At 71.0% G+C, this 22,807-nt stretch carries 25 protein-coding genes; 6 read left to right on the forward strand and 19 right to left on the reverse strand.

From position 1 onward, the window contains the following. Positions 1–11 precede the first annotated feature (11 nt). The 6 genes from ACIBBB_RS14400 to ACIBBB_RS14425 all read right to left on the reverse strand — a co-directional run bounded on the left by ACIBBB_RS14400 (position 12) and on the right by ACIBBB_RS14425 (position 5,443). Positions 12–962 (reverse strand): VWA domain-containing protein, encoded by a 951-nt coding sequence (locus tag ACIBBB_RS14400; RefSeq protein ID WP_398981660.1) that lies wholly within the window; start codon positions 960–962, stop codon positions 12–14. Next, on the reverse strand, positions 959–1,939 hold the full coding sequence (locus tag ACIBBB_RS14405) for a DUF58 domain-containing protein (RefSeq protein WP_398981662.1): 981 nt from the start codon (positions 1,937–1,939) through the stop codon (positions 959–961). Before ACIBBB_RS14405 ends, ACIBBB_RS14400 begins: the two co-directional genes overlap by 4 nt. Then, positions 1,936–2,985, reverse strand: coding sequence for an AAA family ATPase (locus ACIBBB_RS14410; RefSeq protein WP_398981664.1), 1,050 nt, complete (start codon positions 2,983–2,985; stop codon positions 1,936–1,938). Before ACIBBB_RS14410 ends, ACIBBB_RS14405 begins: the two co-directional genes overlap by 4 nt. Then, a complete protein-coding gene (locus ACIBBB_RS14415) occupies positions 2,982–3,227 on the reverse strand; it encodes a hypothetical protein (RefSeq protein WP_398981666.1) in 246 nt (81 codons plus the stop codon). Before ACIBBB_RS14415 ends, ACIBBB_RS14410 begins: the two co-directional genes overlap by 4 nt. 72 nt (positions 3,228–3,299) lie before the next feature. Continuing rightward, positions 3,300–4,898, reverse strand: coding sequence for an MFS transporter (locus ACIBBB_RS14420; protein ID WP_398981668.1), 1,599 nt, complete (start codon positions 4,896–4,898; stop codon positions 3,300–3,302). Beyond that, entirely contained in the window at positions 4,898–5,443 is a 546-nt protein-coding gene (locus ACIBBB_RS14425; RefSeq protein ID WP_398981670.1) for a TetR/AcrR family transcriptional regulator, read from the reverse strand. Before ACIBBB_RS14425 ends, ACIBBB_RS14420 begins: the two co-directional genes overlap by 1 nt. 122 nt (positions 5,444–5,565) lie before the next feature. Here ACIBBB_RS14425 and ACIBBB_RS14430 point away from each other — a divergent pair, with 122 nt between their 5' ends. Beyond that, positions 5,566–7,785, forward strand: a complete 2,220-nt coding sequence (locus ACIBBB_RS14430; RefSeq protein ID WP_398981672.1) for an NADP-dependent isocitrate dehydrogenase — start codon at positions 5,566–5,568, stop codon at positions 7,783–7,785. 91 nt (positions 7,786–7,876) lie between these two features. Here ACIBBB_RS14430 and argH read toward each other — a convergent pair whose 3' ends face one another. From argH to ACIBBB_RS14445, 3 genes are all read right to left on the reverse strand, one after another. After that, on the reverse strand, positions 7,877–9,304 hold the full coding sequence (argH, locus tag ACIBBB_RS14435; protein WP_398981674.1) for an argininosuccinate lyase: 1,428 nt from the start codon (positions 9,302–9,304) through the stop codon (positions 7,877–7,879). Between the two features lie 138 nt (positions 9,305–9,442). After that, positions 9,443–10,636, reverse strand: coding sequence for an argininosuccinate synthase (locus ACIBBB_RS14440; protein ID WP_398981676.1), 1,194 nt, complete (start codon positions 10,634–10,636; stop codon positions 9,443–9,445). A gap of 61 nt (positions 10,637–10,697) precedes the next feature. Further along, positions 10,698–11,105 (reverse strand): DUF488 domain-containing protein, encoded by a 408-nt coding sequence (locus ACIBBB_RS14445; protein ID WP_398981678.1) that lies wholly within the window; start codon positions 11,103–11,105, stop codon positions 10,698–10,700. A 71-nt stretch (positions 11,106–11,176) separates the two neighbouring features. Here ACIBBB_RS14445 and ACIBBB_RS14450 point away from each other — a divergent pair, with 71 nt between their 5' ends. After that, entirely contained in the window at positions 11,177–11,791 is a 615-nt protein-coding gene (locus ACIBBB_RS14450; protein WP_398981680.1) for a pyridoxamine 5'-phosphate oxidase family protein, read from the forward strand. 53 nt (positions 11,792–11,844) lie between these two features. Continuing rightward, a complete protein-coding gene (locus ACIBBB_RS14455) occupies positions 11,845–12,588 on the forward strand; it encodes a L,D-transpeptidase (RefSeq protein WP_398981682.1) in 744 nt (247 codons plus the stop codon). Positions 12,589–12,615: 27 nt separating this feature from the next. Here the strand turns inward: ACIBBB_RS14455 and ACIBBB_RS14460 are convergent, their stop codons facing one another. The 5 genes from ACIBBB_RS14460 to argC are packed head-to-tail and all read right to left on the reverse strand — an operon-like array spanning position 12,616 to position 17,631. Next, a complete protein-coding gene (locus ACIBBB_RS14460; RefSeq protein ID WP_398981684.1) occupies positions 12,616–13,227 on the reverse strand; it encodes an arginine repressor in 612 nt (203 codons plus the stop codon). 7 nt (positions 13,228–13,234) lie between these two features. Then, positions 13,235–14,449 carry an acetylornithine transaminase gene (locus tag ACIBBB_RS14465; protein ID WP_398981686.1) on the reverse strand — a complete coding sequence of 405 codons (1,215 nt, stop codon included), beginning with the start codon at positions 14,447–14,449 and terminating at the stop codon, positions 13,235–13,237. After that, on the reverse strand, positions 14,446–15,384 hold the full coding sequence (argB, locus tag ACIBBB_RS14470) for an acetylglutamate kinase (protein ID WP_398981688.1): 939 nt from the start codon (positions 15,382–15,384) through the stop codon (positions 14,446–14,448). The genes ACIBBB_RS14465 and argB overlap by 4 nt, the downstream gene beginning before the upstream one ends. Continuing rightward, positions 15,381–16,550 carry a bifunctional glutamate N-acetyltransferase/amino-acid acetyltransferase ArgJ gene (gene argJ, locus ACIBBB_RS14475; protein ID WP_398981690.1) on the reverse strand — a complete coding sequence of 390 codons (1,170 nt, stop codon included), beginning with the start codon at positions 16,548–16,550 and terminating at the stop codon, positions 15,381–15,383. Before argJ ends, argB begins: the two co-directional genes overlap by 4 nt. A 52-nt stretch (positions 16,551–16,602) precedes the next feature. Next, positions 16,603–17,631 (reverse strand): N-acetyl-gamma-glutamyl-phosphate reductase, encoded by a 1,029-nt coding sequence (gene argC / locus ACIBBB_RS14480; RefSeq protein ID WP_398981692.1) that lies wholly within the window; start codon positions 17,629–17,631, stop codon positions 16,603–16,605. A gap of 160 nt (positions 17,632–17,791) precedes the next feature. On the opposite strand from argC, the gene ACIBBB_RS14485 reads away from it, so the two are divergent. After that, a complete protein-coding gene (locus ACIBBB_RS14485; RefSeq protein ID WP_398981694.1) occupies positions 17,792–18,370 on the forward strand; it encodes a TetR/AcrR family transcriptional regulator in 579 nt (192 codons plus the stop codon). 44 nt (positions 18,371–18,414) lie between these two features. Here the strand turns inward: ACIBBB_RS14485 and ACIBBB_RS14490 are convergent, their stop codons facing one another. Continuing rightward, positions 18,415–19,131, reverse strand: coding sequence for an NAD(P)-dependent oxidoreductase (locus ACIBBB_RS14490; RefSeq protein WP_398981696.1), 717 nt, complete (start codon positions 19,129–19,131; stop codon positions 18,415–18,417). A 195-nt stretch (positions 19,132–19,326) separates the two neighbouring features. On the opposite strand from ACIBBB_RS14490, the gene ACIBBB_RS14495 reads away from it, so the two are divergent. Beyond that, positions 19,327–19,959: a TetR/AcrR family transcriptional regulator C-terminal domain-containing protein gene (locus tag ACIBBB_RS14495; protein ID WP_398982056.1), complete on the forward strand. Its 633-nt coding sequence runs from the start codon at positions 19,327–19,329 to the stop codon at positions 19,957–19,959. A gap of 24 nt (positions 19,960–19,983) precedes the next feature. Here ACIBBB_RS14495 and ACIBBB_RS14500 read toward each other — a convergent pair whose 3' ends face one another. From ACIBBB_RS14500 to ACIBBB_RS14515, 4 genes are all read right to left on the reverse strand, one after another. Continuing rightward, positions 19,984–20,409 carry an ester cyclase gene (locus tag ACIBBB_RS14500; protein ID WP_398981698.1) on the reverse strand — a complete coding sequence of 142 codons (426 nt, stop codon included), beginning with the start codon at positions 20,407–20,409 and terminating at the stop codon, positions 19,984–19,986. Between the two features lie 52 nt (positions 20,410–20,461). Continuing rightward, positions 20,462–20,596, reverse strand: a complete 135-nt coding sequence (locus ACIBBB_RS14505; protein ID WP_398981700.1) for a hypothetical protein — start codon at positions 20,594–20,596, stop codon at positions 20,462–20,464. A gap of 95 nt (positions 20,597–20,691) precedes the next feature. Next, on the reverse strand, positions 20,692–21,723 hold the full coding sequence (locus tag ACIBBB_RS14510) for a GlxA family transcriptional regulator (RefSeq protein ID WP_398981702.1): 1,032 nt from the start codon (positions 21,721–21,723) through the stop codon (positions 20,692–20,694). After that, positions 21,711–22,358 carry an HD domain-containing protein gene (locus tag ACIBBB_RS14515; RefSeq protein WP_398982058.1) on the reverse strand — a complete coding sequence of 216 codons (648 nt, stop codon included), beginning with the start codon at positions 22,356–22,358 and terminating at the stop codon, positions 21,711–21,713. Before ACIBBB_RS14515 ends, ACIBBB_RS14510 begins: the two co-directional genes overlap by 13 nt. A 182-nt stretch (positions 22,359–22,540) precedes the next feature. Here ACIBBB_RS14515 and ACIBBB_RS14520 point away from each other — a divergent pair, with 182 nt between their 5' ends. Further along, complete coding sequence (locus tag ACIBBB_RS14520; RefSeq protein WP_398981704.1) at positions 22,541–22,783, forward strand: hypothetical protein; 243 nt, start codon at positions 22,541–22,543, stop codon at positions 22,781–22,783. The last annotated feature ends 24 nt before the right edge of the window (positions 22,784–22,807 follow it).

A 22,807-nucleotide genomic window follows, 5' to 3' on the forward strand; every position in this document is an offset into this window, starting at 1 on the left:
TCGTTCCCTTCCTAAGGAAGCCGGGAGAACCAGAGCAGTGAGGTGGCGGCGGTCGCGAGGGCGGTGAGCAGTCCCGCGGCGACGAACCACTGCCAGATCTCGCGCTCCTCGGTGCGGTGTCCGACGGAGCTGCCGATGTCCTCGTAGACTTGCTGGAGTTCCTCTCCGGACGCGGCCTCGTGGTAGTCGCCCCCGGTGTCGGCGGCGAGCCCTTCCAGGGCGGGGCCGTCCGCGGGAACCTCCAGCGTGGTGCCGTTCGGGAGTTCGACGACGCCCTCCTCCGTGCCGTACGCGATGGTCGATACGGGGATGGCGTCACCGGCCACCTCCCGCGCGGCCTCGGCGACCGAGCGGCCCGCGGTGTTGGTGCCGTCGGAGAGGAGCACGATGTGGGCCGGCGGCGGGTCCTGCTCCGCCCGCTCGTCCAGGTCCCTGACCGCGTCGCGTGCCGCGACGACGGCCTCCCCGATCGCCGTGCCCTCGCCCGTGGTCAGTCTGTTGATGGCGGAGCGCAGCACTTCGCGGTCGGTGGTCGGCGGTACGGCCACGGTGGCGGAGCCGCTGAAGGGGACGAGGCCGGCGTTGAAGCGTGCGGGCAGCCGGTCGACGAAGTCGAGCGCGGCGCGCTGCGCGGCGGTGAAGCGGCTGGGGCTGACGTCGGTGGCTTCCATGGAGGCCGAGATGTCGAACGCGACGACGACGGTGGCCCGTTCGCGCGGCACCTGTACGTCGGTGGTGGGCCGGGCGAAGCCGACGACGAGCAGGGCCAGGGTGGCGCAGAAGGCGGCGGCGGGGATGTGCCTGCGACGTCCCGGCTGGTTGGGCGCGACCTTGTCCAGCAGGTCGAGGTTGGTGAAGCGCACGGCGTAGCGTCCGCGTCGGCGCTGTACGACGGCGTAGAGGACGGCCAGCCCCGCGAGCGGGACGAGCAGGAGCAGCCAGGCGGGCGAGAGCAGCGTCATGTGCCGGACCTCCCGCCCGGGTCTCCCGCCGCGCCGCCGCCCGCACCGCCGCCACCCCTCGCGCCGCCGGTCGCGCGGCGCCCCGCCTCGACATGCCGTGCGACGTCCTTGACCCAGTCGCGGTCGGTGCGCAGCCGCAGATGCGCGGCGCCGGAGCGGCGGATGGACCGGCTGATCAGGGTGCGCTGTTCCTGGGCGGCCTCGGCGTACCGCGCGCGCAACTTCCTTGAGTGGGTGGGCACTTCGCGGCTTCTCCCGGTCTCGGGATCGACGAGTGTCAGCATGCCGACGTCGGGCAGCTCCAGCTCGCGCGGGTCGACGATCTCCACGGCGAGCACCTGGTGGCGGTGGGCGAGCACGCGAAGCGGACGTTCCCAGCCGGTCTCCAGGAAGTCGGAGACGACCGCGACCAGGCCGCGCGGCGGCTGGAGGGTGTGCAGGGCGCGCAGCGCCGTGTCGAGGGTGTGCCCGTGGAGTTGTTCCGGCACGGCGGGCTCGCGCGGGCGCTCCAGGACGGCCCGCAGGAGGACGAGCATCTGGTGGCGTCCGCCGCGTGGCGGGATGCGCCGGATGCCGCCGGGGCCGGTGATCTGGGCGCCGATGCGGTTGCCTGTCCGTTCGGTGAGGAAGGCGACGGCCGCGGCGGCGCCGACGGCGAGGTCGCGCTTCTCCATCCGCGCGGTGCCGAAGTCCATGCTGGCGGTCGCGTCGAGCACGATCCAGGTGGTGAGTTCGCGGTCGGCGAGGGTGAGGCGGACATGGGGACGGGTCGTACGGGCGGTGGCGTTCCAGTCCATCCGGCGGACGTCGTCGACGCCCGGCTCGTACAGGCGGGTCTCGGCGGGTTCGCTGCCGGGGCCGCCGTGCCGGCCGGGGTGGTCGCCCTGGAGGAGTCCGTCGGGGCGCCGGGTGAAGAGGAGTTCGAGATGGCGCAGGGCCTGTTCGGGGGTGAGCTCGCGGAGTGTGGGTCCGGTCATGCCGCGTCCTCGCGGTGCTCGGTCCAGGGCTGCCCGGCCGGGCCGAGGTCGTCTGCGGCCGGCTCTCCCGCCCCCGGGTCCTGGCGCGGGGTGATCCGGGGCTGGTCGACGGCCGCGAGGACCTCGTCGACGATCTCGGCGGCGGTGACACCGTCGGCGAGCGCGTCGAAGGAGAGCACCAGGCGGTGGGCGACGACCTCGTGGGCCAGGTCCCGGACGTCCTGCGGCAGGACGTAGCGCCGGCCGCGCAGCAGGGCGATGGCGCGGGCCGCCGCGACGAGACCGAGCGTGGCGCGCGGGCCGGCGCCGTGCGCCAGCCGGCCGTCGGCGTGGGCGCGTTCGCGGGTGGCGCAGACGAGCCGTACCGCGTACTCGGCCACCGCGTGGTGGACGAAGACGTTGTCCGCGGCCCGCTGGAGGCCGATGACCAGGTCGGGGGTGAGGACGGGCCGGGGTTTCGGCGGGTCGACGCTCATCCGGTAGAGGATCGCCAGTTCCTCGGACTCGGAGGGGGTGGCGATGTCGACCTTGAGCAGGAACCGGTCGCGCTGGGCCTCGGGGAGTTGGTACACGCCCTCGGACTCGATGGGGTTCTGGGTGGCGAGTACGAGGAAGGGCCGGGGCACCTCGATGGTCGTGCCGCCGATGGAGACCTGGTGTTCGGCCATGACTTCGAGGAGGGCGGACTGGACCTTGGCGGGGGCGCGGTTGATCTCGTCGGCGAGGACGAAGTTGGCGACGACGGGGCCCGGTTCGACCGTGAACGTCTCGGTCGACTGCCGGTAGATCCGGGTGCCGGTGATGTCGGACGGCACCAGGTCGGGCGTGAACTGCAGCCGGGTGAACTCCCCTCCCACCACATGGGCCAGGGTCTTGGCCGCGAGCGTCTTGGCGACGCCGGGCACGCCCTGGAGCAGGCAGTGCCCCCGGGCAAGTACGGCGGTGAACATCCGCTCCACCATGCGGTCCTGGCCGACGATGACCCGCTTGACCTCGAACAGCGCCTCTTCGAGCAGCTTCTCCTCGACGGTGTGGGCGTCGGTCACAGCGCGTCCGCCGGATTCGCCGTGTCCTCCGCCTCGGCGGGCGCCGGCGGAGCCTGCTTCTCGGGGCAGTCCTCCTTGTCCGCGACGGCGGCGCCGGGAGCTTCCTCGTCGACGACGAGGCGCACCTCTTCGGGCGGTGTGCCGCCGCCGTCGGCGAGGGCGGCGCCGCCGGCGGCGGTGATCCCCGCCGCGGCCAGAACAGTGATCGCGGCGAGGGCGGTGCTACGCATACGACGTGTCATGGTCTGTCGCTCCTTCGGGCTGGGATAAGCCTGTGTCGGGGCACAGACCATCAGGCGAAGGCGAAAACGGACCTAAAGCGAGGGATGCTTGCTGGTCAGGGGCTCGGCGTCGGCCGGGGGCTCGACATGGTCCGCCAGCTTCTGGCCCCGCAGCAGGAACCACGCCGCCACCGATGTCGCGAGCAGGACCGCCGCACCCGCGCCCGCCGCGATGCTCAGGCCCTCGACGAACGCCTCCCGGGCCGCCGCGACCAGTTCGGCCGCCTGGTGGGCGGGGACACCGCCCGCCGCCCCGACCGCGCCGCCCAGGGACTCGTGCGCGGCGGCAGCCGTCCCGGCCGGTACGCCCTCCGGGGTGAGGAAGCCCCGGTAGACGCCCGTGACGATCGAGCCGAGGAGCGCGATGCCGAGCGCGGCGCCCAGTTCGTACGCGGTCTCCGACACCGCCGACGCCGCGCCCGCCTGCTCCTTGAGGACACTGGAGAGGATCACGTCGGCCGTCACCGTGAAAGAGAATCCCGCGCCGACGCCGACCACGAGCAGCACGGCGCCGAGCATCGGGTAGCCGGTGTTCTCGGTCAGTCCGACAAGTGCGGCGGTCGCGAGGCCCACACCTGCGAGACCGCCGGCCACCACGAACCGTACGGAGAACCGGCGGGCGGCCCGCCCCGCGAGCAGACCCGCCGTCACGGCACCGACGGCGGCGGGCAGTTCGGCCAAACCCGCCTCCAACGGCCCCCGTCCCTGGACGAGTTGCAGATACTGCGAGAGGAAGAAGACCAGCCCCGACAGACCGAAGATGGTCAGCAGGTCGGCCAGTACGGCTCCGGAGAAGCCGCGGTTCCTGAAAAGCCTCATGTCGAGGAGCGGGTGACGGATCCTCAGCTGTCTGCGGACGAAGCTGACGAGCGCCACGACGCCGATCACCGCCGCTGCGGCGACGTCCCGGCGGAGCCCGTACGCCGCCGCTTCCTTGATGGCGTACACGACACCGACGATCCCGACGAGGGACAGCACCACGCTCGCCAGGTCCCAGGGGCCGGGCGCGGGATTCTTCGACTCCGGGAGCAGTTTCACGCCGACGACGACGAGGACCGCCATGACGGGCAGGTTGATCAGAAAGACCGAGCCCCACCAGAAGTGCTCCAGCAGGAATCCGCCGACGACCGGACCCACGGCCGTGCCCGCCGACGCCGCGGCACCCCAGATGCCGATGGCGACGCTGCGTTCCCTCGGGTCGTGGAAGATGTTGCGGATCAGGGCGAGCGTGGCGGGCATCAGCGTCGCACCGGCGATGCCCAGCAGCGCCCGCGCGACGATCATCATCTCCGGGCTGCTCGCGTAGGCGTTGAGTACGGAGACGGCGCCGAAGGCCACCGCGCCCGTCAGCAGCAGCTTTTTCCGCCCGATCCGGTCGCCCAGGCCGCCCATGGAGACGAGCAGGCCGGCGATGACGAACGAGTAGACGTCGCCGATCCAGAGCAGTTGGGTGCCGGACGGCTTGAGGTCCTCGCTCAGGAACGGTGTGGCGAGGCCCAGCACCGTGGCGTCGACCGCCACCAGCAGCACGGCCAGGACGAGTACGGACAGGGCGAGCCAGCGCCCCGGGCGGTGCGTCGCGTCCGTCGCAGTCGCAGTCGCCGTCTCCGCCGCCTGGTCGGTGCCGGTCATCACTCCACGCTCCGTCGTGCTCCGCCGAGCAGCAGCTCGGCGATCATGTACTGGAAGTCCTTCGCGGCGACCCGCCCGTCCTGGACGGCCCACGCGGCGGTGCCGATGAGTCCGTAGAACGCCTCGGTGAGCCAGGCGGGAGGCAGGTCGATCCGGAACTCGCCCCCTTCCTGTCCGCGCCGGAAGAGCGCGGAGACCCGGGCGTCGAGCCGGTCCCAGCCCTCGTTCACTTCGCCCTCGAAGAGCTGGTTCTCGGTGACGAGGAAGGCCAGGAGCCCGGCGGCCGGCTCGACCTCGGCGATGAGCCTGCGGAGCGCGTCGCTCGCGGGTCCCTCGTCCGTCCGTGCCGCGTCGAGCGCCGCTTCGACCTCCCGGATGCCCAGCTCCTCCAGCGCCTTGACCAGGGCGTCACGCCCCGCGAAGTGCCGGTGCAGGGTGGCCCGGCCGATGCCGGAGGCCCGCGCGACCTCGTCCATGGTGGCGGTGGCCCTGCGGGTGAGGAGGGCGGCGGCGGTGCGCAGCACCTGGTCACGATCGACTGTCATGAGACAACCATAACCCAAATGAGACGTTGACGTCTCACTCCTCGCGGGCCACTGTCGAGCGGGACCCGGCCACGGGATATCTTGATGTCGAGCAATGTTGCAGACGTGGAGCGGAGCACCCGGTGACAGACTCGACCATCATTTACACGCACACCGACGAGGCCCCGGCCTTGGCCACCTACTCATTCCTGCCTGTGGTCGAGGCCTATGCCTCGACGGCCGGGGTCACGGTGGAGCGCCGTGACATCTCCCTGGCGGGGCGGATCATCGCCGGTTTCGCCGACCGTCTCGAACCGGGACAGCGGATCGATGACGCCCTCGCCGAGCTCGGCGCCCTGGCCAAGACCCCCGCGGCCAACATCATCAAGCTGCCGAACATCTCGGCCTCGATCCCGCAGCTGAAGGCGGCGATCGCCGAGCTCCAGCAGCAGGGCTACGCGCTCCCCGACTACCCGGACGACCCGAAGTCCGACGAGGACAAGGACGTACGGGCGCGCTACGACAAGGTCAAGGGCAGCGCCGTGAACCCGGTGCTGCGCGAGGGCAACTCGGACCGCCGCGCCCCCGCTTCGGTGAAGAACTACGCCAGGGCGCACCCGCACCGGATGGGCGCCTGGACGGCCGAGTCGAAGACGAACGTCGCGCACATGGACGCCGACGACTTCCGCTCCACCGAGAAGTCCGCCGTGATGACCGAGGACGGCTCACTGCGGATCGAGCTGGTGGGCGACGACGGGAACACCACCGTCCTGCGTGAGTCGGTGCCCGTACTGGCCGGCGAGGTCGTGGACGTGTCCGCGATGCGCGTCGCCGCGCTGCGTGAGTTCCTGACGGCGCAGATCGCCCGCGCCAAGGCCGAGGACGTGCTCTTCTCGGTGCACCTCAAGGCCACGATGATGAAGGTCTCCGACCCGATCATCTTCGGTCACACGGTGCGTGCCTTCTTCCCCAAGACGTTCGCCGAGCACGGTCACGCGCTCGCCGAGGCCGGTCTGAGCCCGAACGACGGTCTCGGCGGCATCCTCAAGGGTCTTGAGTCGCTGCCCGGCGGCTCGAAGATCGCCGAGTCCTTCGCCACCGAGCTGGCCGAGGGCCCGGCGCTCGCGATGGTCGACTCCGACAAGGGCATCACCAACCTGCACGTGCCGAGCGATGTCATCGTCGACGCCTCGATGCCGGCCATGATCCGCACCTCGGGCCATATGTGGGGCCCGGACGGCGCCGAGGCCGACACCCTCGCCGTCATCCCGGACAGCAGCTACGCGGGCATCTACCAGGTCGTCATCGACGACTGCCGCGCCAACGGCGCCTACGACCCGTCGACCATGGGCTCGGTGCCCAACGTCGGTCTGATGGCGCAGGCGGCCGAGGAGTACGGCAGCCACGACAAGACCTTCGAGATCCCGGCCACCGGCACGGTGCGCGTCGTGGACACCGCGGGCAACGCCGTACTGGAGCAGACCGTCAGCGCCGGCGACGTCTTCCGCATGTGCCAGACCAAGGACGTGCCGATCCAGGACTGGGTCAAGCTCGCCGTCAGCCGCGCCCGCGCCACCGGCGACCCGGCCGTGTTCTGGCTGGACGAGGGACGCGCGCACGACGCCAACCTGATCGCCAAGGTGAACACGTACCTGCCCGAGCACGACACCGAGGGCCTGCGCATCGAGATCATGAAGCCCGTCGAGGCGATCGCGTTCTCCCTGGAGCGCATCCGGCGCGGCGAGGACACCATCTCGGTCACCGGCAACGTCCTGCGTGACTACCTGACCGACCTCTTCCCGATCCTGGAGCTCGGTACGAGCGCCAAGATGCTCTCGGTCGTACCGCTCATCAACGGCGGCGGGCTCTTCGAGACGGGCGCGGGCGGCTCGGCGCCGAAGCACGTGCAGCAGCTCGTCAAGGAGAACTATCTGCGCTGGGACAGCCTGGGCGAGTTCCTCGCGCTGGCCGTCAGCTTCGAGCACCTCGCGACGACCACCGGCAACGCGCGCGCCCAGGTGCTGGCCGACACGCTCGACCGCGCCACCGGCACGTTCCTGAGCGAGAACAAGTCGCCCAGCCGCAAGGTCGGCGGGATCGACAACCGCGGCAGCCACTTCTTCCTCGCCCTCTACTGGGCGCAGGAGCTGGCCAGGCAGACCGAGGACGCGCAGCTCGCTACCGCGTTCGCGGCGCTCGCCAAGACGCTGGCCGAGCAGGAGCAGACGATCGTGGACGAACTGCTCGCCGTGCAGGGTTCGCCCGCCGACATCGGCGGCTACTACCAGCCGGACCCGGCCAAGGCCGAGGCCGTGATGCGGCCGTCGAAGACGTTCAACCAGGCGATCTCGACACTCGGCTGACCGGATCGGCGTACCGGGTCCGCCCGGTGGCCGGTACGTCCTCAATCGCCGGACGGGTTCGATTCGAGCCCGTCCGGCGTTGTCGTTCCGGCTACTTCTTGGCCGTCGCCCACGCGTGCTGGAGCGCCAGGTCGGTCTTCACCTCGGCGAGCTGGACCGCGACCGCCGAAGGCGCCGTACCGCCGCGCCCGTCCCGCGACGCCAGCGCGCCGGAGACGTCGAGGACCGTACGGACCTCCGGTGTCAGATGCTCCGAGATCCCGGCGAACTGCTCGTCGGTCAGCTCGTCCAGTTCGATCCCCTGCCGCTCGCACACCTTGACGCATTCACCCGCGACCTCGTGCGCGACCCGGAACGGCACGCCCTGCCGGACCAGCCACTCGGCGATGTCGGTGGCGAGCGAGAAACCGGCCGGGGCCAGCTCCGCCATCCGCTCCCGGTTGACCGTGAGCGTCGCCATCATCCCGGTGAACGCGGGGAGCAGGACCTCCAGTTGGTCGCAGGAGTCGAAGACCGGCTCCTTGTCCTCCTGAAGATCGCGGTTGTACGCGAGCGGCAGCGCCTTCAGTGTGGCCATCAGCCCGGTCAGATTGCCGATGAGCCGGCCCGACTTCCCGCGCGCCAACTCGGCGATGTCCGGGTTCTTCTTCTGCGGCATGATCGACGAGCCCGTGGAGAACGCGTCGTGCAGCGTGAGATAGGAGAACTCCTTCGTGTTCCAGATGATGACCTCTTCGGCGATCCGCGAGAGATTCACACCGATCATCGCCGTGATGAAGGCGAACTCCGCGACGAAGTCCCGCGAGGCCGTCCCGTCGATCGAGTTGGCGGCCGAGCCGTGCTCGAAGCCGAGATCCGCCGCGACCGCCTCGGGGTCGAGCCCCAGCGACGACCCGGCGAGCGCGCCGGAGCCGTACGGGGAGACAGCCGTCCGCTCGTCCCACTGCCGCAGCCGCTCCGCGTCCCGCGACAGGGACTGCACATGCGCCAGCACATGGTGGGCGAAGAGGACCGGCTGGGCGTGCTGGAGATGCGTACGGCCCGGCATGGCCACGTCCGGGTGCGCCTCGGCGAGGCCGACGAGCGCGTCCTGGAGCTCGGCGATCAGTCCCCCGATGATCCGGGCGTGGTCGCGCAGATACATCTTGAAGAGGGTGGCGACCTGGTCGTTGCGGGACCGGCCGGCGCGCAGCTTGCCGCCGAGGTCCGGGCCGAGCTGTTCGAGGAGCCCGCGTTCGAGGGCCGTGTGGACGTCCTCGTCGGCGATGGTCCCGGTGAAGGAGCCGTCGGCGACGGCCGCCTCCAGCCGGTCGAGCCCGGCGAGCATCCGGTCCAGTTCCTCCTCCGTAAGGAGGCCGGCCTTGCTGAGCACGCGCGCGTGGGCGCGGGAGCCCGCGATGTCGTACGGCGCGAGGCGCCAGTCGAAGTGCACGGACGCCGACAGCTTGGCCAGGGCCTCGGCGGGACCGTCGGCGAAACGGCCGCCCCAGAGCCGGACGTCACCGCTGTTGCTGCTCACTTCTGGGTTGCTCCTTGCGTGCGGTCACACTGATGGGCGGGGTGAGGGATTCTCCCCCTACCCCGCCCCTTCCCGAAACCGGACTCCGCCCCGGAGCCCGGTCCTCGATCGCCGGACGGGCTCAACGGGGGACTCGGACTACGCGAGGTCGCGCTTGGCCGCGATCTTCGCCGAGAGGCCGAACAGCTCGATGAAGCCCTGCGCCTTGGACTGGTCGAAGGTGTCGCCCGAGTCGTAGGTCGCCAGGTTGAAGTCGTACAGCGACTCCTCGGAGCGCCGGCCGGTGACGACGGCCCGGCCGCCGTGCAGGGTCATCCGGATATCGCCGGTGACGTGCTGGTTGGCCTCGTTGATGAACCCGTCCAGGGCCCGCTTCAGCGGGGAGAACCACAGGCCGTCGTAGACCATCTCGCCCCACCGCTGCTCGACCTGCCGCTTGTACCGGGCCAGTTCGCGCTCGACGGTGACGTTCTCCAGCTCCTGGTGGGCGGTGATCAGCGCGATCGCGCCCGGCGCCTCGTACACCTCACGGGACTTGATGCCCACGAGCCGGTCCTCGACCATGTCGATCCGGCCGATGCCCTGGCCGCCCGCCCGCTCGTTGAGCTGCTGGATCGCCTGGAGGACGGAGACGGGCTTGCCGTCGATGGCGACCGGGACGCCCTCCTTGAAGGAGATGACGACCTCGTCGGCCTCGCGGGGCTCCGCCGGGTTGGAGGTGTACTCGTAGATGTCCTCGATCGGACCGTTCCAGATGTCCTCCAGGAAGCCCGTCTCGACGGCCCGTCCGAAGACGTTCTGGTCGATGGAGTACGGGGACTTCTTGGTGGTCGCGATCGGGAGGTTCTTCTCCTCGCAGAAGGCGATCGCCTTGTCACGGGTCATCGCGTAGTCGCGGACCGGGGCGATGCACTTCAGCTCGGGGGCGAGGGCGACGATGCCGGCCTCGAAACGGACCTGGTCGTTGCCCTTGCCGGTGCAGCCGTGGGCGACGGTGTCGGCGCCGTGCTTCTTGGCGGCGGCCACGAGGTGCTTGACGATCGTCGGCCGGGAGAGCGCCGAGACCAGCGGGTACCGGTCCATGTACAGCGCGTTGGCCTTGATCGCCGGGAGGCAGTACTCCTCGGCGAACTCGTCCTTGGCGTCCGCGACCTCGGCCTCGACCGCACCGCAGGCGAGCGCGCGCTTGCGGATGACGTCCAGGTCCTCGCCGCCCTGACCGACGTCCACGGCGACGGCGATGACCTCGGCGCCCGTCTCCTCGGCGATCCAGCCGATGGCGACGGAGGTGTCCAGGCCGCCCGAGTAGGCGAGTACGACGCGCTCGGTCACGGGTTTCTCCTTACGGTGCATACGCTGATGGGTATAACTATGCAGTCCTCCGTATGTTTTGTCAATGCGGGCCCTGAGTGGTCCCCCCGGCGCTCTCCGTGACCTCCGCCGCCAGTACCAGGGGGTGGCTGTGTTCCAGATCCTTGGTGGCGGTGAGCAGGGTGAGGGTCCCGCCGGCCGCCACTTCCCGGAGCCGTTCCAGGGCGTCGGCGGCGGTCGATCCGGCTGCCGCCAGCTCCGCGCGGTAGCGGTCGGCGAACTCCTCGTACTTCCCGGGGTCGTGCCCGTACCACTTCCGCAGCTCGGCGGAGGGGGCCGCGTCCTTCAGCCAGTCGTCGAACGCGGCCCCGGTCCTGGCCAGCCCGCGCGGCCAGAGCCGGTCGACGAGCACCCGAGTCCCGTCGTCCGGCCCGGGAGCCTCGTAGACCCGCCGGACACGTACCGCGTGCGTGGTTTTCTTCTTCGTCATGCGTCCCGGCCCATCCCGTTCCTCGACAAACGTCTCGACGCGCGCGATCGCCGGCGCCGACAATAGATGCCATGGGAAAGCACTACGAACGAATCGACGGCCGGATACGCACGTTCATCGAGGAACAGCCCCTCTTCTTCACCGCAACGGCCCCGCGCGCCGATGACGGTCACGTCAACCTCTCCCCCAAGGGCCGCGCCGGCAGCCTCGTCGTACTGGACGAGTCGACGCTCGCCTACCTCGACTTCGGCGGCAGCGGCGCCGAGACCATCGCCCATCTGCGCGAGAACGGCCGCATCACCCTGATGTGGTGCGCGTTCGACGGGCCGCCGAAGATCCTTCGGGTGCACGGGCGCGGGGAACCGGTCTTCCGGGACGATCCGCGCTGGGCGCAGTACATCGGGCGGTTCGCGGACGCGGACGGGCCGAGCGCGCGGGCGATCATCCTGGTCGGCGCGGTACGGATCAGCGACTCGTGCGGATTCGCCGTCCCCTTCCTGGACTACCGGGAGGAGCGCACCCAGCACGCGGAGCACTTCGCCAGGAAGACGGACGAGGAGTTCGCGGCGTACTGCGAGAAGAAGGAGTACGTGGGCGTGAGCCTGGACGGGCTGCCCGCCCTGCCGCTGCCGCTGCCCGCGCGCACGGACGGGCCGGTCGAGGACGCGACGCGCCGTTCGGCGTAACGCGGCGGAGATCCTGAGAGGCCGTCACCCGGCCACCGGCGTACGGTCCGAGCATGCGCACCCTTCTCACGCTCGGGTCGGTCCTGCTCGCCGTCGTCGCCACGGTCGCGGCCGGCCCTGCCGCGCCCAGCCCTGTCGCACCCGCTCCTCTCGCGCCCGTCGGCACCTCCGTGCCGCTCCCCGAGCGGATGGCCGACACCGGGGGCGGCAGCCAGCTGATCACCGCCGAGGCCGCGAACACCGGCGCCACCACGGGCCGTGTCACCTGGTGGGACCGGCGCGGGGGCCGCTGGGTGGCGGCGGGATCGGCGGACGCGCGGTTCGGGGCCGGCGGGCTGGTCGGGGGCACCGAGCGCGTACAGGGCACCTCGACCACGCCGACGGGGCTGTACGACCTGCCGTACGCCTTCGGTATCCAGCCGGCTCCGGCGGGGACCCGTTTCGTGTACCGCCCGGTGACCGAAAGGTCCTGGTGGTGCCAGGACAACGACTCGCGCGCGTACAACCGCTGGGTCGAGGGGCTGCCGGCCGACTGCCGTGCGGCGGAGGCCGAGCGTCTGACCGCGTACGGCACCCAGTACGCCCATGCCCTGGTCATCGGCTTCAACTACGACCGGCCCGTGCGCGGCCGGGGCGCCGCGATCTTCCTGCATGTCAACGGCAAGGGCGCCACGGCCGGTTGTGTCTCCGTACCGGCCGGCGCGATGAGCCGCATCCTGGCATGGGCCGACCCCGCGCGCTCACCTCACATCGCGGTGGGCACGGCGTCGGGTCGTACGGCGATCACGAACTACTGATCCGGCGGCACCACTGCCGGCGCGCCCTCAGCCGTCCTTCTGGGCCAACCGCAGCAGATGGTCCGCGAGGGCCTGCCCGCCCGCCGGGTCGCGGCTGATCAGCAGCAGCGTGTCGTCGCCGGCGATGGTGCCGAGGATGGGCCGGAGCTCGGCCTGGTCGATGGCCGAGGCGAGGAACTGGGCGGCGCCCGGCGGCGTACGGAGCACCACGAGGTTGGCGGAGGCTTCGGCGGAGATGAGCAGTTCGCCGGAGAGCCGCCGCATCCGCTCCTCCTTCGCCGACTCGCCGAGCGGGGCGTGCGGGGTGCGGTAGCCGCCCTCGCTGGGAACCGCGTAGATCAGCTCACCACCGGTGTTGCGGATCTTCACGGCGCCCAGCTCGTCCAGGTCGCGCGAGAGCGTCGCCTGGGTGACGCTCAGACCGTCGTCGGCGAGGAGTTTGGCGAGCTGGCTCTGGCTGCGAACCGGCTGCCGGTTGAGGATGTCCACGATCCGGCGGTGGCGCGCCGTGCGGGTCTGCGGGACGGACGGGCCGATGTGCTGATCCGCCGCCTCGGCGCCGCCGTTGGTGCCGTCCGCTCCGCCCGCGCCGCCCGTGCCGATCCCGTTGTGCTCTGGTGGTGCCTGCGCCTCGGTCATCGTCGTCTCATTCCCCGGATCGTCCGTCCCCGTTGGTCCCGTGGGTGGTGTCGAGGATGCCGGGCAGGGCCCGGAGAAACGTTTCCACCTCGTCGTCGCCGATGATCAGCGGTGGCATGAGCCGTACGACATCGGGAGCTGGCGCGTTCACCAGAAGACCGGCATCCTGAGCCGCCTGCTGCACCTGTGGCGCGAGCGGCTCGGTGAGCACGATACCCAGCAGCAGCCCCGCGCCACGGACATGCGAGACCAGCGGGTGTCCGAGCGCCTCGATTCCGTCCCGCAGCTTCTCCCCCAGCCGCTTCACCGTGTCGAGCGCCCCGTCGGCGCCGAGCGTGTCCAGTACGGCGAGTCCGGCGGCGCAGGCGACGGGGTTGCCGCCGAAGGTCGTACCGTGCTGACCGGGCTTGAGCAGATCCGCCGCCGGGCCGAACGCGAGCGTCGCGCCGAGCGGCAGGCCGCCGCCGAGGCCCTTGGCGAGCGTGACGACATCGGGCTCGACACTCTGATGGGCCTGGTACTCGAACCAGTGCCCGGTCCGCCCCACACCCGTCTGGACCTCGTCGAGCACGAGCAGGGTGCCGGTGGCGCGGGTGATCTCCCTCGCCGCTTCGAGATAGCCCCGGGGCGGGACGATCACGCCGTTCTCCCCCTGGATCGGCTCGATGATCAGCAGCGCGGTCGTCTCGGTGACGGCCGCCCTGAGCGCGTCGACGTCTCCGTACGGGACATGCGTGACATCGCCGGGCAGCGGCAGGAACGGCTCCCGTTTGGGCGGCTGCCCGGTGAGCGCGAGCGCGCCCATCGTGCGGCCGTGGAAGCCGCCGTCGGTGGCGACCATGTGGCGGCGGCCGGTGAGCCGGCCGATCTTGAACGCGGCTTCGTTCGCCTCGGCGCCGGAGTTGCAGAAGTAGACACGGCCGGGGCGGTCGGCGAGATCGACGAGCCGTTCGGCGAGGGCGACGGGCGGGGCGGCGATGTACAGGTTCGACACATGGCCGAGGGACGAGATCTGCCGGGTGACCGCGTCGACGACGGCGGGGTGGGCGTGGCCGAGGGCGTTCACGGCGATGCCGCCGACGAAGTCGGTGTAGGCGTTGCCGTCGGCGTCCCAGACGGTGGCGCCCGCGCCGCGTACGAGGGAGAGCTTCGGGGTGCCGTAGTTGTCGGCCATCACATGCTGCCAGCGGCGCGTGAGTTCCTGGTTGCTGTCGTCGGTCATGACGCTCCCCCTGCCGTGGTCTCCGTTGTCGCCGTGCTCGTTTGCTCCTGGCCGTCGGGGACGACCATCGTGCCGATGCCCTCGTCGGTGAAGATCTCCAGCAGGATCGAGTGCTGTACGCGGCCGTCGAGCACGCGAGCGGTGTTGACCCCGTTGCGTACGGCGAACAGACAGCCCTCCATCTTCGGCACCATGCCGCTGGACAGCTCGGGCAGCAGCTTCTCCAGCTCGGTCGCCGTGAGCCTGCTGATCACGTCGTCGTTGTTCGGCCAGTCCTCGTACAGACCCTCGACGTCGGTGAGGACCATCAGCGTCTCGGCGCCGAGGGCGGCTGCGAGCGCGGCGGCGGCGGTGTCGGCGTTGACGTTGTAGACGTGGCCGTCGTCGGCGCTGCGCGCGATGGAGGAGATGACCGGGATACGGCCGTCGGCGAGCAGCGCCTCGATGGCGCCCGGGTCGATCTCGGTGATCTCGCCGACCCGGCCGATGTCGACCAGTTCGCCGTCGATACGGGGCCGGTGCCGGGTCGCCGAGATGGTGTGCGCGTCCTCGCCGGTCATCCCGACGGCGAGCGGGCCGTGCTGGTTGAGCAGCCCGACGAGCTCGCGCTGGACCTGGCCGGCGAGCACCATCCGTACGACGTCCATCGCTTCGGGGGTGGTGACCCGCAGCCCGGCCTTGAACTCGCTGACCAGCCCGTGCCGGTCGAGCTGCGCGCTGATCTGGGGGCCGCCGCCGTGCACGACGACCGGCTTGAGACCGGCCTGGCGCAGAAAGACGACGTCCTGGGCGAAGGCGGCCTTGAGGTCTTCGTCGACCATGGCGTTGCCGCCGAACTTGATGACGACGATCTTGCCGTTGTGACGGGTCAGCCAGGGCAGCGCCTCGATGAGGATCTGCGCCTTGGGCAGAGCGGTGTGCTTGCGCGCGGTCATGAGCTGTACGCGCTGTTCTCGTGGACGTAGTCGGCGGTGAGGTCGTTGGTCCAGATGACGGCCGACTCGGTACCGGCGGCGAGGTCGGCGGTGATCCGTACCTCCCGGAAGCGCATGTCGACGAGGTCGCGGTCCTCGCCGACGGAGCCGTTCTCGCAGACCCGGACGCCGTTGATGGCGACGCCCAGCCGGTCGGGGTCGAAGGCGGCTGAGGTGGTGCCGATCGCGGACAGCACCCGGCCCCAGTTGGGGTCCTCACCGTGCAGGGCGCACTTGAGGAGGTTGTTACGGGCGACGGAGCGGCCCACCTCTACGGCGTCGTCCTCGGTCGCCGCGTTGATCACCTCGATGCGGATGTCCTTGCTGGCGCCTTCGGCGTCGCCGATGAGCTGACGGCCGAGGTCGTCGCAGACCGTACGGACGGCCTCCGCGAACTCCTCGTATCCGGGCGTCACTTGGGAAGCGCCGGAGGCGAGCAGCAGCACCGTGTCGTTGGTGGACATGCAGCCGTCGGAGTCGACCCGGTCGAAGGTGGTACGGGTGGCGGCGCGCAGGGCCGAGTCGAGGGCGGGGCTGTCGACGTCGGCGTCGGTGGTGAGCACGACGAGCATGGTGGCGAGGCCGGGGGCGAGCATGCCGGCACCCTTGGCCATACCGCCGACGGTCCAGCCGTCGCCGCCCGCGACGGCCGTCTTGTGCACGCTGTCCGTGGTCTTGATGGCGATGGCGGCCTTCTCGCCGCCGTGCGGGGAGAGTTCGGCCGCCGCCTTCTCGATGCCGGGCAGGAGCTTGTCCATCGGGAGGTTGATACCGATGAGCCCGGTGGAGGCGACGGCGATCTCGCCGGAGCTGTGGGTGCCGGGGTCTGCCTCGTTCAGTACCTCGGCGACCTTCTCGGCGGTGGCGTGGGTGTCCTGGAACCCCTTGGGACCGGTACAGGCGTTGGCGCCACCGGAGTTGAGGACGACGGCGGAGATCCGGCCGCCCTTGACGACCTGCTCCGACCAGAGGACGGGGGCGGCCTTGACGCGGTTGGAGGTGAAGACGCCCGCGGCGGCGCGGCGCGGCCCGGTGTTGACCACGAGGGCCAGGTCCGGGGCGCCGCTGTCCTTGATCCCGGCGGTGATGCCCGCCGCTGTGAATCCGCCTGCTGCCGTGACGCTCACTGCATCTCCTTCTTCGGCCGGGTGGTGGTGTGGTGCCTGTACGGAGCCGGGCTCACGGCGCGACGCCGGTTGCGGGGAGCCCGGTCTCCTCGGGCAGCCCGAGGGCGATGTTCATGCTCTGGACCGCGCCGCCGGCCGTGCCCTTGGTGAGGTTGTCGATGGCGCTGATCGCGATGAGGCGCCGGGCGTTCTCGTCGAGGACGACCTGGACCTGTACGGCGTTGGAGCCGTACACGGACGCGGTCGCCGGCCACTGGCCCTCGGGCAGGAGCTGGAGATACGGCTCGTCGGCGAAGGCCTTCTCGTACGCGCCGCGTATGTCGGCCGCGGTGACGTCCGGCCGGGCTTTCGCGGAGCAGGTGGCGAGGATGCCGCGGGGCATGGGGGCGAGGGTGGGGGTGAAGGAGACGCCGACCCGCTCCCCCGCCACGGCGCTGAGGTTCTGGATCATCTCGGGGGTGTGCCGGTGGCCGCCGCCGACGCCGTACGGGCTCATCGAGCCCATGACCTCGGAGCCGAGCAGATGGGGCTTGACGGCCTTGCCCGCGCCGGAGGTGCCGGTGGCGGCGGTGATGACGGCCTCGGGCTCGACGAGGCCCGCGCCGTACGCGGGGAAGAGCGCGAGCGTGACGGCCGTCGGATAACAGCCGGGCACCGCGACGCGCCTGGACCCCTCCAACGCGGCGCGGCTGCCCGGCAGTTCGGGGAGGCCGTAGGGCCAGGTACCGGCATGGGCGGAGCCGTAGAACGTCTCCCAGTCGGCGGCGTCCTTCAGCCGGAAGTCCGCGCCCATGTCGACGATGAGCACGTCGTCGCCGAGCTGCTGGGCGACGGCGCCGGACTGCCCGTGCGGCAGGGCGAGAAAGACGACGTCGTGCCCGGCGAGCACGTCTGCCGTGGTCGGCTCCAGGACCCGCTCGGCCAGCGGCCCGAGGTGGGGCTGGAGCGCACCGAGGCGCTGACCGGCGTTAGAGTTCCCGGTGAGAGCGCCGATCTCGACGCCGGGGTGCCCCAGGAGCAGCCGGAGCACTTCCCCCCCGGCGTATCCACTGGCTCCCGCCACCGCTGCACGTACTGCCATCGAAGCCCTCCTCGTCGATGGCATGACTATACGTAACTACGCAGCTTTATGCAATGGTGCGCCGGGGGCCGGCCTGTCGGGGTGCGCGGCCCGCGGCCGCTTCCGCCGTCAGCTCCTTCGCGGGCGATGGGACTTTTGTCCCGTCACGTAGGATGCGCCCATGGGCCGATGGGAACCAGGCGCGCGCGAACGCCTCGTCGTGGCAGCGGTCGATCTCTTCACCGAGCAGGGGTACGACGCCACGACGGTCACGCAGATCGCCGAGCGTGCCGGAGTCACCAAAAGCACCTTCTTCCGGCACTTCCCCGACAAGCGCGAGCTGCTGGTGGCCGGTCAGGAGACGCTGAGCCGGCTGCTGGCCGAGGGGATCGCCGAGGCACCCGGTGACGCCGGCCCACTCCAGGCGGTCGCCGCCGGCCTTGAGCGCGCCTCCAGCGCGATGGGCCCCATGAACCGGGAACTCGCCCCTCGCCTGAAGGCGGCCGTCGCCGCCAGCGCCGAACTTCAGGAGCGTGACGCCCTCAAGAGCGTCAGCCTCGCGGCAGCGATGACATCCGCCCTGGTCGCCCGGGGCGTACCGGATCCGACCGCGGCTCTCGCGGGCGAGCTGGGCGTCCTCGCCTTCAAACGGGGGTACGCCGAATGGTCGGAGGGCGACCGTGGCGCGGAGGACGAACTCGCCGGGTACGTGCTGACGGCCTTGGAGGAGCTGCGTGCGGCGAGCGCGTCGCTGGGATAGGGCCTGTCAGTCACTCCAGCTCGGCAGAGAGCCGCGCCGACGCGCTACGCACGGTCGTTGAGGCGGCCCGCGTGGGCCAGGGCGCCGGGGGTGCGGCAGCCGACTATCGCCGGGGCTTCCCGGATCAGGGTGTCGTCGGTGAGTGCCACCACCATGAACAGGGCGTAGTCCACGCGGTGGGTCAGGTTGCCGGCCAGGATCGGGTCGCCCACGTGGCGGCTCCAGACGGGCAGGCCCTCGCTCTCGCCCTCCTTGAGGGTGCTGCCGCGCACCACGGTCCACGCCGTGTCGCTGGCGAACACGCGGCGGCACGCCTCCACCTGGTCGTCGATCTCCGCGAAGCGGACCAGTTTGCCCAGCACGGCGGCGGCACCGAGGGCCGCCCGGAACATCCGTGAGTACGTGTCCTTGCCGTCGCGGGTGATGTGCCAGCCGCACGAGAAGATCAGGCGTGCGCCCGGCCGTGCGTGGTCGAGCACCGCCTGCGCCGTACCGGACGCGTACTGCCGCACACCCCAGGGCACCAGCACCGTCAGCACTCCGTCGCATCCGGCGACCGCCCGCCGGATCACATCGGGGTCGTTCGTGGATCCGGGGACGATGGTCATCCGGCCTTCGAACGCGGCCAGTTTCGGCACGCTGCGCTCGCGGCAGACGCCGACCACCTCGTAGCCGCGTTCCAGCGCGTGGCGAACCATGTACTGCCCGAGCTTCCCCGAAGCCCCGACGATGCAGATCTTCTTCGCGTGGTCCGTGCCCATGACGCAGCCCCTCAGCCGGAATGGCGACCTTATGTTGTAAGGCAAGTTAGCCTTATGCCGTAAGGCAGTCAAGAGGAGTGAGAAGGAGGGCGGATGCCCGAGGGAACCAGGGGCGCGGGCAGGGGTACAGGCAGGCGCGGGCGCAAAGCGTCGGCGCGTGTGCCGCTCAGTCGCGAGCGCGTGATCCGCACGGCGGTGGCGGTGGCGGACGAGAAGGGATCGGCGGCGCTCACCATGCGGGCCATCGCCGAGCCGCTGGGCGTCGAGGCGATGTCGCTTTATCACCATGTCGCGGGCAGGGAGGACATCCTCGACGGCATGGTGGACACGGTGTTCGGCGAGATCGAGCTGCCGCCGCGCGACACGGACTGGAAGAGCGCCATGCGCCGCCGCGCGGACTCCGCCCGCGCGGTGCTCCGCCGCCATCCGTGGGCCGTGGGCCTGATGGACTCACGCACCCGGCCGGGCCCCGCGACGCTGGGCCACCACGACGCGGTCATCGGCGCGTTGCGGGCGGGAGGGTTCTCCGTCCCGATGGCCGCGCACGCCGTGTCGCTGATCGACAGCTACCTGTACGGCTTCGTGATCCAGGAACTGAGCCTGCCGTTCAGCAGTTCGGCCGAGCTGGACGAGGTCGCGGAGACCATCCTGAGCGACATGCCCGCCGACGCCTACCCCCACCTCACCGAACTCGCCGTGGAGCACGCCCTCAAGCCCGGCTACTCCTACGGCGACGAGTTCGCCTTCGGCCTCAGCCTCATCCTCGACGCCCTGCACCCGGACGAGGGCGCGACCGGCGGCGGGGGCGGGAGCGCCCTGCGCCGGTGATCTCGACGTGACCGAGTACGCCACTCACTCGTCCGGCTCGGACGAGATCTGCCGCATGAGGCTCATCATGTCCGGAGCGACCCACTCCTCGGCGATCCTGTCGCCCTCCATGCGGTAGATCTCGATGCTGCGGAAGCTCACAGGCCGCCGCGTCGCCTCGATCCCTTGGAAGGTGCCCTGGTGGGTGCCCCGGAACTGGACGCGCACCGTCACCTTGTCGTCGACGCCGAACATGTCCTCGACCTGGATCCGCAGGTCGGGGAAGCCCTCGAACATGGCCTGTGCCCCGAGCTTCCAGATCTCCCGCCCGTGCAACGGGTCCGGGAGTCCGGGGAGGTTGGCGATGAAGTTCTCGGTCACCAGCTCCGCGCAGGCGTCGAGGTCGCCGCTCTGGAGCGTTCTGTAGGCGGTGTGCATCAGGGCGAGGTTCTTCTCAGGGGTCACGGTCATCGTTCTCCTCCTCGGGCTTGGTTTCAGTAGAAACCCTGCCGTCGCGACAAGGTCAACAGCGGCAGCGGAGTACGCGGTGCCGTCGGCCCCCGCTCCCCGGTTGCACCACGAGCGTCTGTGTGCCGATCACCATGAGCAGCGCGAGGCGTTCGGCGTCCTCCGTGCCGGGCTCGCCCGTGCGGCTCACGATGCGCGGGTGGCTCCCGGCGACGGTGAGTACGTCGCAGTCCAGCCGGAGACGGTACGGATGGCTCAGATGTGCCCCGGCGGCCCGGCGGGCGGCTACTTCGACGTGACAGGTCCGCTGCCCTGGTAGGGGCCCGTGATCGCGGTGCGAACGGCGTCGTCCTTCGCGGGTGTCGTCGTGCGGAAGCGCGCCCGGTAGGCGGTGGGCGCGATGCCCAGCGTCTGCTGGAACACCCGCCGCATCGTCTCGGACGAGCCGAACCCGGCCGCCCCGGCGACCGTCTCCACGGAGTCGGCGCCCGATTCGAGGAGGCCCCGCGCGGCTTCCAGCCGTACGGATTCCAGGTACTGGCCGGGCGTCGTGCCCGTCTCGCCGCGGAAGAGCCTGCTGAGGTGGCGGGCGCTGATGCCGACGGTCTCCGCCAGGGACTCCAGACTGTGCGGGGCGGCCGGGTCGGCGCCGACCGCGTCCATCGCGCGCCGTACCGCCGGGTGCTTGGCCTCGCGCGGCGCCAGGCGCGCGCTGAACTGCGACTGTCCGCCGGGGCGGGCCATGAAGACCACCAGCTCGCGGGCGACATCGCGCGCCACCCCGGCGCCATGGTCGTCCTCGACCAGGGAGAGCGCGAGGTCGATTCCGGCGGTGACACCGGCGGACGTGACGATGTCGCCGTCCCGCACGAACACCGGGTCCGGCTCGACGCGCACCCGTGGGTACGCGGTGGCGAGCTGCGGCGCCAGTCTCCAGTGCGTCGCGGCGCGCCGCCCGTCCAGGGCGCCCGTCTCCGCAAGGACGAACGCGCCGGCGCACACCGAGGCGGTCCGGCGTGAGCGCCGGACCAGTTCCTCGACGAGGGCGATGAGCGGCCGGTCGGTGACGGCCCGCCGCCAGTCGCCCCGGCCGGGCACCACGAGGGTGTGCGGCCGGGCGGGCAGCGCCGCCGGTCCGCCGTCGACGCCGATGCGTACGCCCGCCGACGTACGTACGTCGGCCCCGTCCGGGGAGACGATCCGTACGTCGTAGTCGGCGCCGAACAGGTTGGCCGTGGTGAACACCTCGGCCGGGCCGGTGACGTCGAGGAGCTGCACCCCGTCGAACGCCACGACGGCCACGGTCACTCGGGCCACGGCGAGTCCAGGATCGTACGCACGAAGTCGCCGCGCTCGAAGCCGGGCACGTAGTGGGCGAGGACGTCGGCCTTGACGTTGCCGAAGGTGGTCTCCGGCTTGTGCCGGACGCCGTCGGTGAACGCGCCGAGGATGCGCTGTTTGAAGCCGGGACGCGGGTGCAGCGCGACGACGGCGGCCCGGTCGTCCTCGCCGATGTCGTGGTAGCCGATGCCGAGGACGTCGTACTCGACGCCCGCGGTCACCAGCGCCACCTCCGGCTCCATGAACTCGGGGACGCCCGGCGTCGTGTGCAGGGCGATCGCCGTCCATACGCGCCGGATGCTGTCCTCGGGCACCTGGTTGGCCTGGAGGAAGCGGCGTGCCTCGTCGGCGCTGTCGACCTCGAAGCGCCGCCCGCTTCCGTGGAAGGGCTCGCCGAGGCCCAGGTCGTGGAACAGGGCCCCTATGTAGAGGAGTTCGGGGTCGAAGCTGAGATCGCGGTTGCGCCCCTGGAGGCTGCCGAAGAAGTAGACGCGGCGTGAGTGGTCGTAGATCAGTTCGCTCACGGTGTCGCGTACGAGCTCGGTCGCCGCCCGTGCGAGCTTCGTGTCCGGTACGCTCACGCCCGCCGGTACGGAGGGGTTGTCGGCCATCGTCATCACCTGGTCCTTCTGCTCGCTGGTCCGTGCGTGGCCGGTGTCCCCCGGCCCACTCCTCCAGTCTCCTGAGCCGCCGACCGGTGTGCCATGACCACAGGGCCGTATGACCCACAGATACGGACATGACGCGCCGCCGTACTGTGTGACGGGAGCACGGGACGGGGGCGGGAGCCGGCGTGGGGAACACCCGGCACCGCTGGGACGAACTGGACTACGAGGCGCCGTACACCGAGAGCTGTCTGCGGCGGTTCAGGGCGATGGTCGAGGCGTACGACCCCGAACCGGCGGCAGGGCGCTCGCCCGACGGGCGCTTCCCGGGCCCGGACGAAGCGGCGGTGGCGTCCTGCGTACGGCATCGGATCCTCGGCGCGCTGCCGCACTGGGAAGGCTGTGTCCGCTGCTCGGCGGAGTGGGGCTGAGCGGGGTCCGGCCCCTACCCACCC

Origin of the sequence: Streptomyces sp. NPDC051217 (genome assembly GCF_044455465.1) — a bacterium.
Lineage (GTDB): Bacteria > Actinomycetota > Actinomycetes > Streptomycetales > Streptomycetaceae > Streptomyces.

Excerpts from the sequence above, each read along its gene's own strand:
- ACIBBB_RS14400 (WP_398981660.1), bottom strand. The coding sequence starts at position 962 with ATGACGCTGCTCTCGCCCGCCTGGCTGCTCCTGCTCGTCCCGCTCGCG.
- ACIBBB_RS14405 (WP_398981662.1), bottom strand. The coding sequence starts at position 1,939 with ATGACCGGACCCACACTCCGCGAGCTCACCCCCGAACAGGCCCTGCGC.
- ACIBBB_RS14415 (WP_398981666.1), bottom strand. The coding sequence starts at position 3,227 with ATGACACGTCGTATGCGTAGCACCGCCCTCGCCGCGATCACTGTTCTG.
- ACIBBB_RS14420 (WP_398981668.1), bottom strand. The coding sequence starts at position 4,898 with ATGACCGGCACCGACCAGGCGGCGGAGACGGCGACTGCGACTGCGACG.
- ACIBBB_RS14425 (WP_398981670.1), bottom strand. The coding sequence starts at position 5,443 with ATGACAGTCGATCGTGACCAGGTGCTGCGCACCGCCGCCGCCCTCCTC.
- ACIBBB_RS14445 (WP_398981678.1), bottom strand. The coding sequence starts at position 11,105 with ATGACGAAGAAGAAAACCACGCACGCGGTACGTGTCCGGCGGGTCTAC.
- ACIBBB_RS14450 (WP_398981680.1), top strand. The coding sequence starts at position 11,177 with ATGGGAAAGCACTACGAACGAATCGACGGCCGGATACGCACGTTCATC.
- ACIBBB_RS14455 (WP_398981682.1), top strand. The coding sequence starts at position 11,845 with ATGCGCACCCTTCTCACGCTCGGGTCGGTCCTGCTCGCCGTCGTCGCC.
- ACIBBB_RS14460 (WP_398981684.1), bottom strand. The coding sequence starts at position 13,227 with ATGACCGAGGCGCAGGCACCACCAGAGCACAACGGGATCGGCACGGGC.
- ACIBBB_RS14465 (WP_398981686.1), bottom strand. The coding sequence starts at position 14,449 with ATGACCGACGACAGCAACCAGGAACTCACGCGCCGCTGGCAGCATGTG.
- argB (WP_398981688.1), bottom strand. The coding sequence starts at position 15,384 with ATGACCGCGCGCAAGCACACCGCTCTGCCCAAGGCGCAGATCCTCATC.
- argC (WP_398981692.1), bottom strand. The coding sequence starts at position 17,631 with ATGGCAGTACGTGCAGCGGTGGCGGGAGCCAGTGGATACGCCGGGGGG.
- ACIBBB_RS14485 (WP_398981694.1), top strand. The coding sequence starts at position 17,792 with ATGGGCCGATGGGAACCAGGCGCGCGCGAACGCCTCGTCGTGGCAGCG.
- ACIBBB_RS14490 (WP_398981696.1), bottom strand. The coding sequence starts at position 19,131 with ATGGGCACGGACCACGCGAAGAAGATCTGCATCGTCGGGGCTTCGGGG.
- ACIBBB_RS14500 (WP_398981698.1), bottom strand. The coding sequence starts at position 20,409 with ATGACCGTGACCCCTGAGAAGAACCTCGCCCTGATGCACACCGCCTAC.
- ACIBBB_RS14515 (WP_398982058.1), bottom strand. The coding sequence starts at position 22,358 with ATGGCCGACAACCCCTCCGTACCGGCGGGCGTGAGCGTACCGGACACG.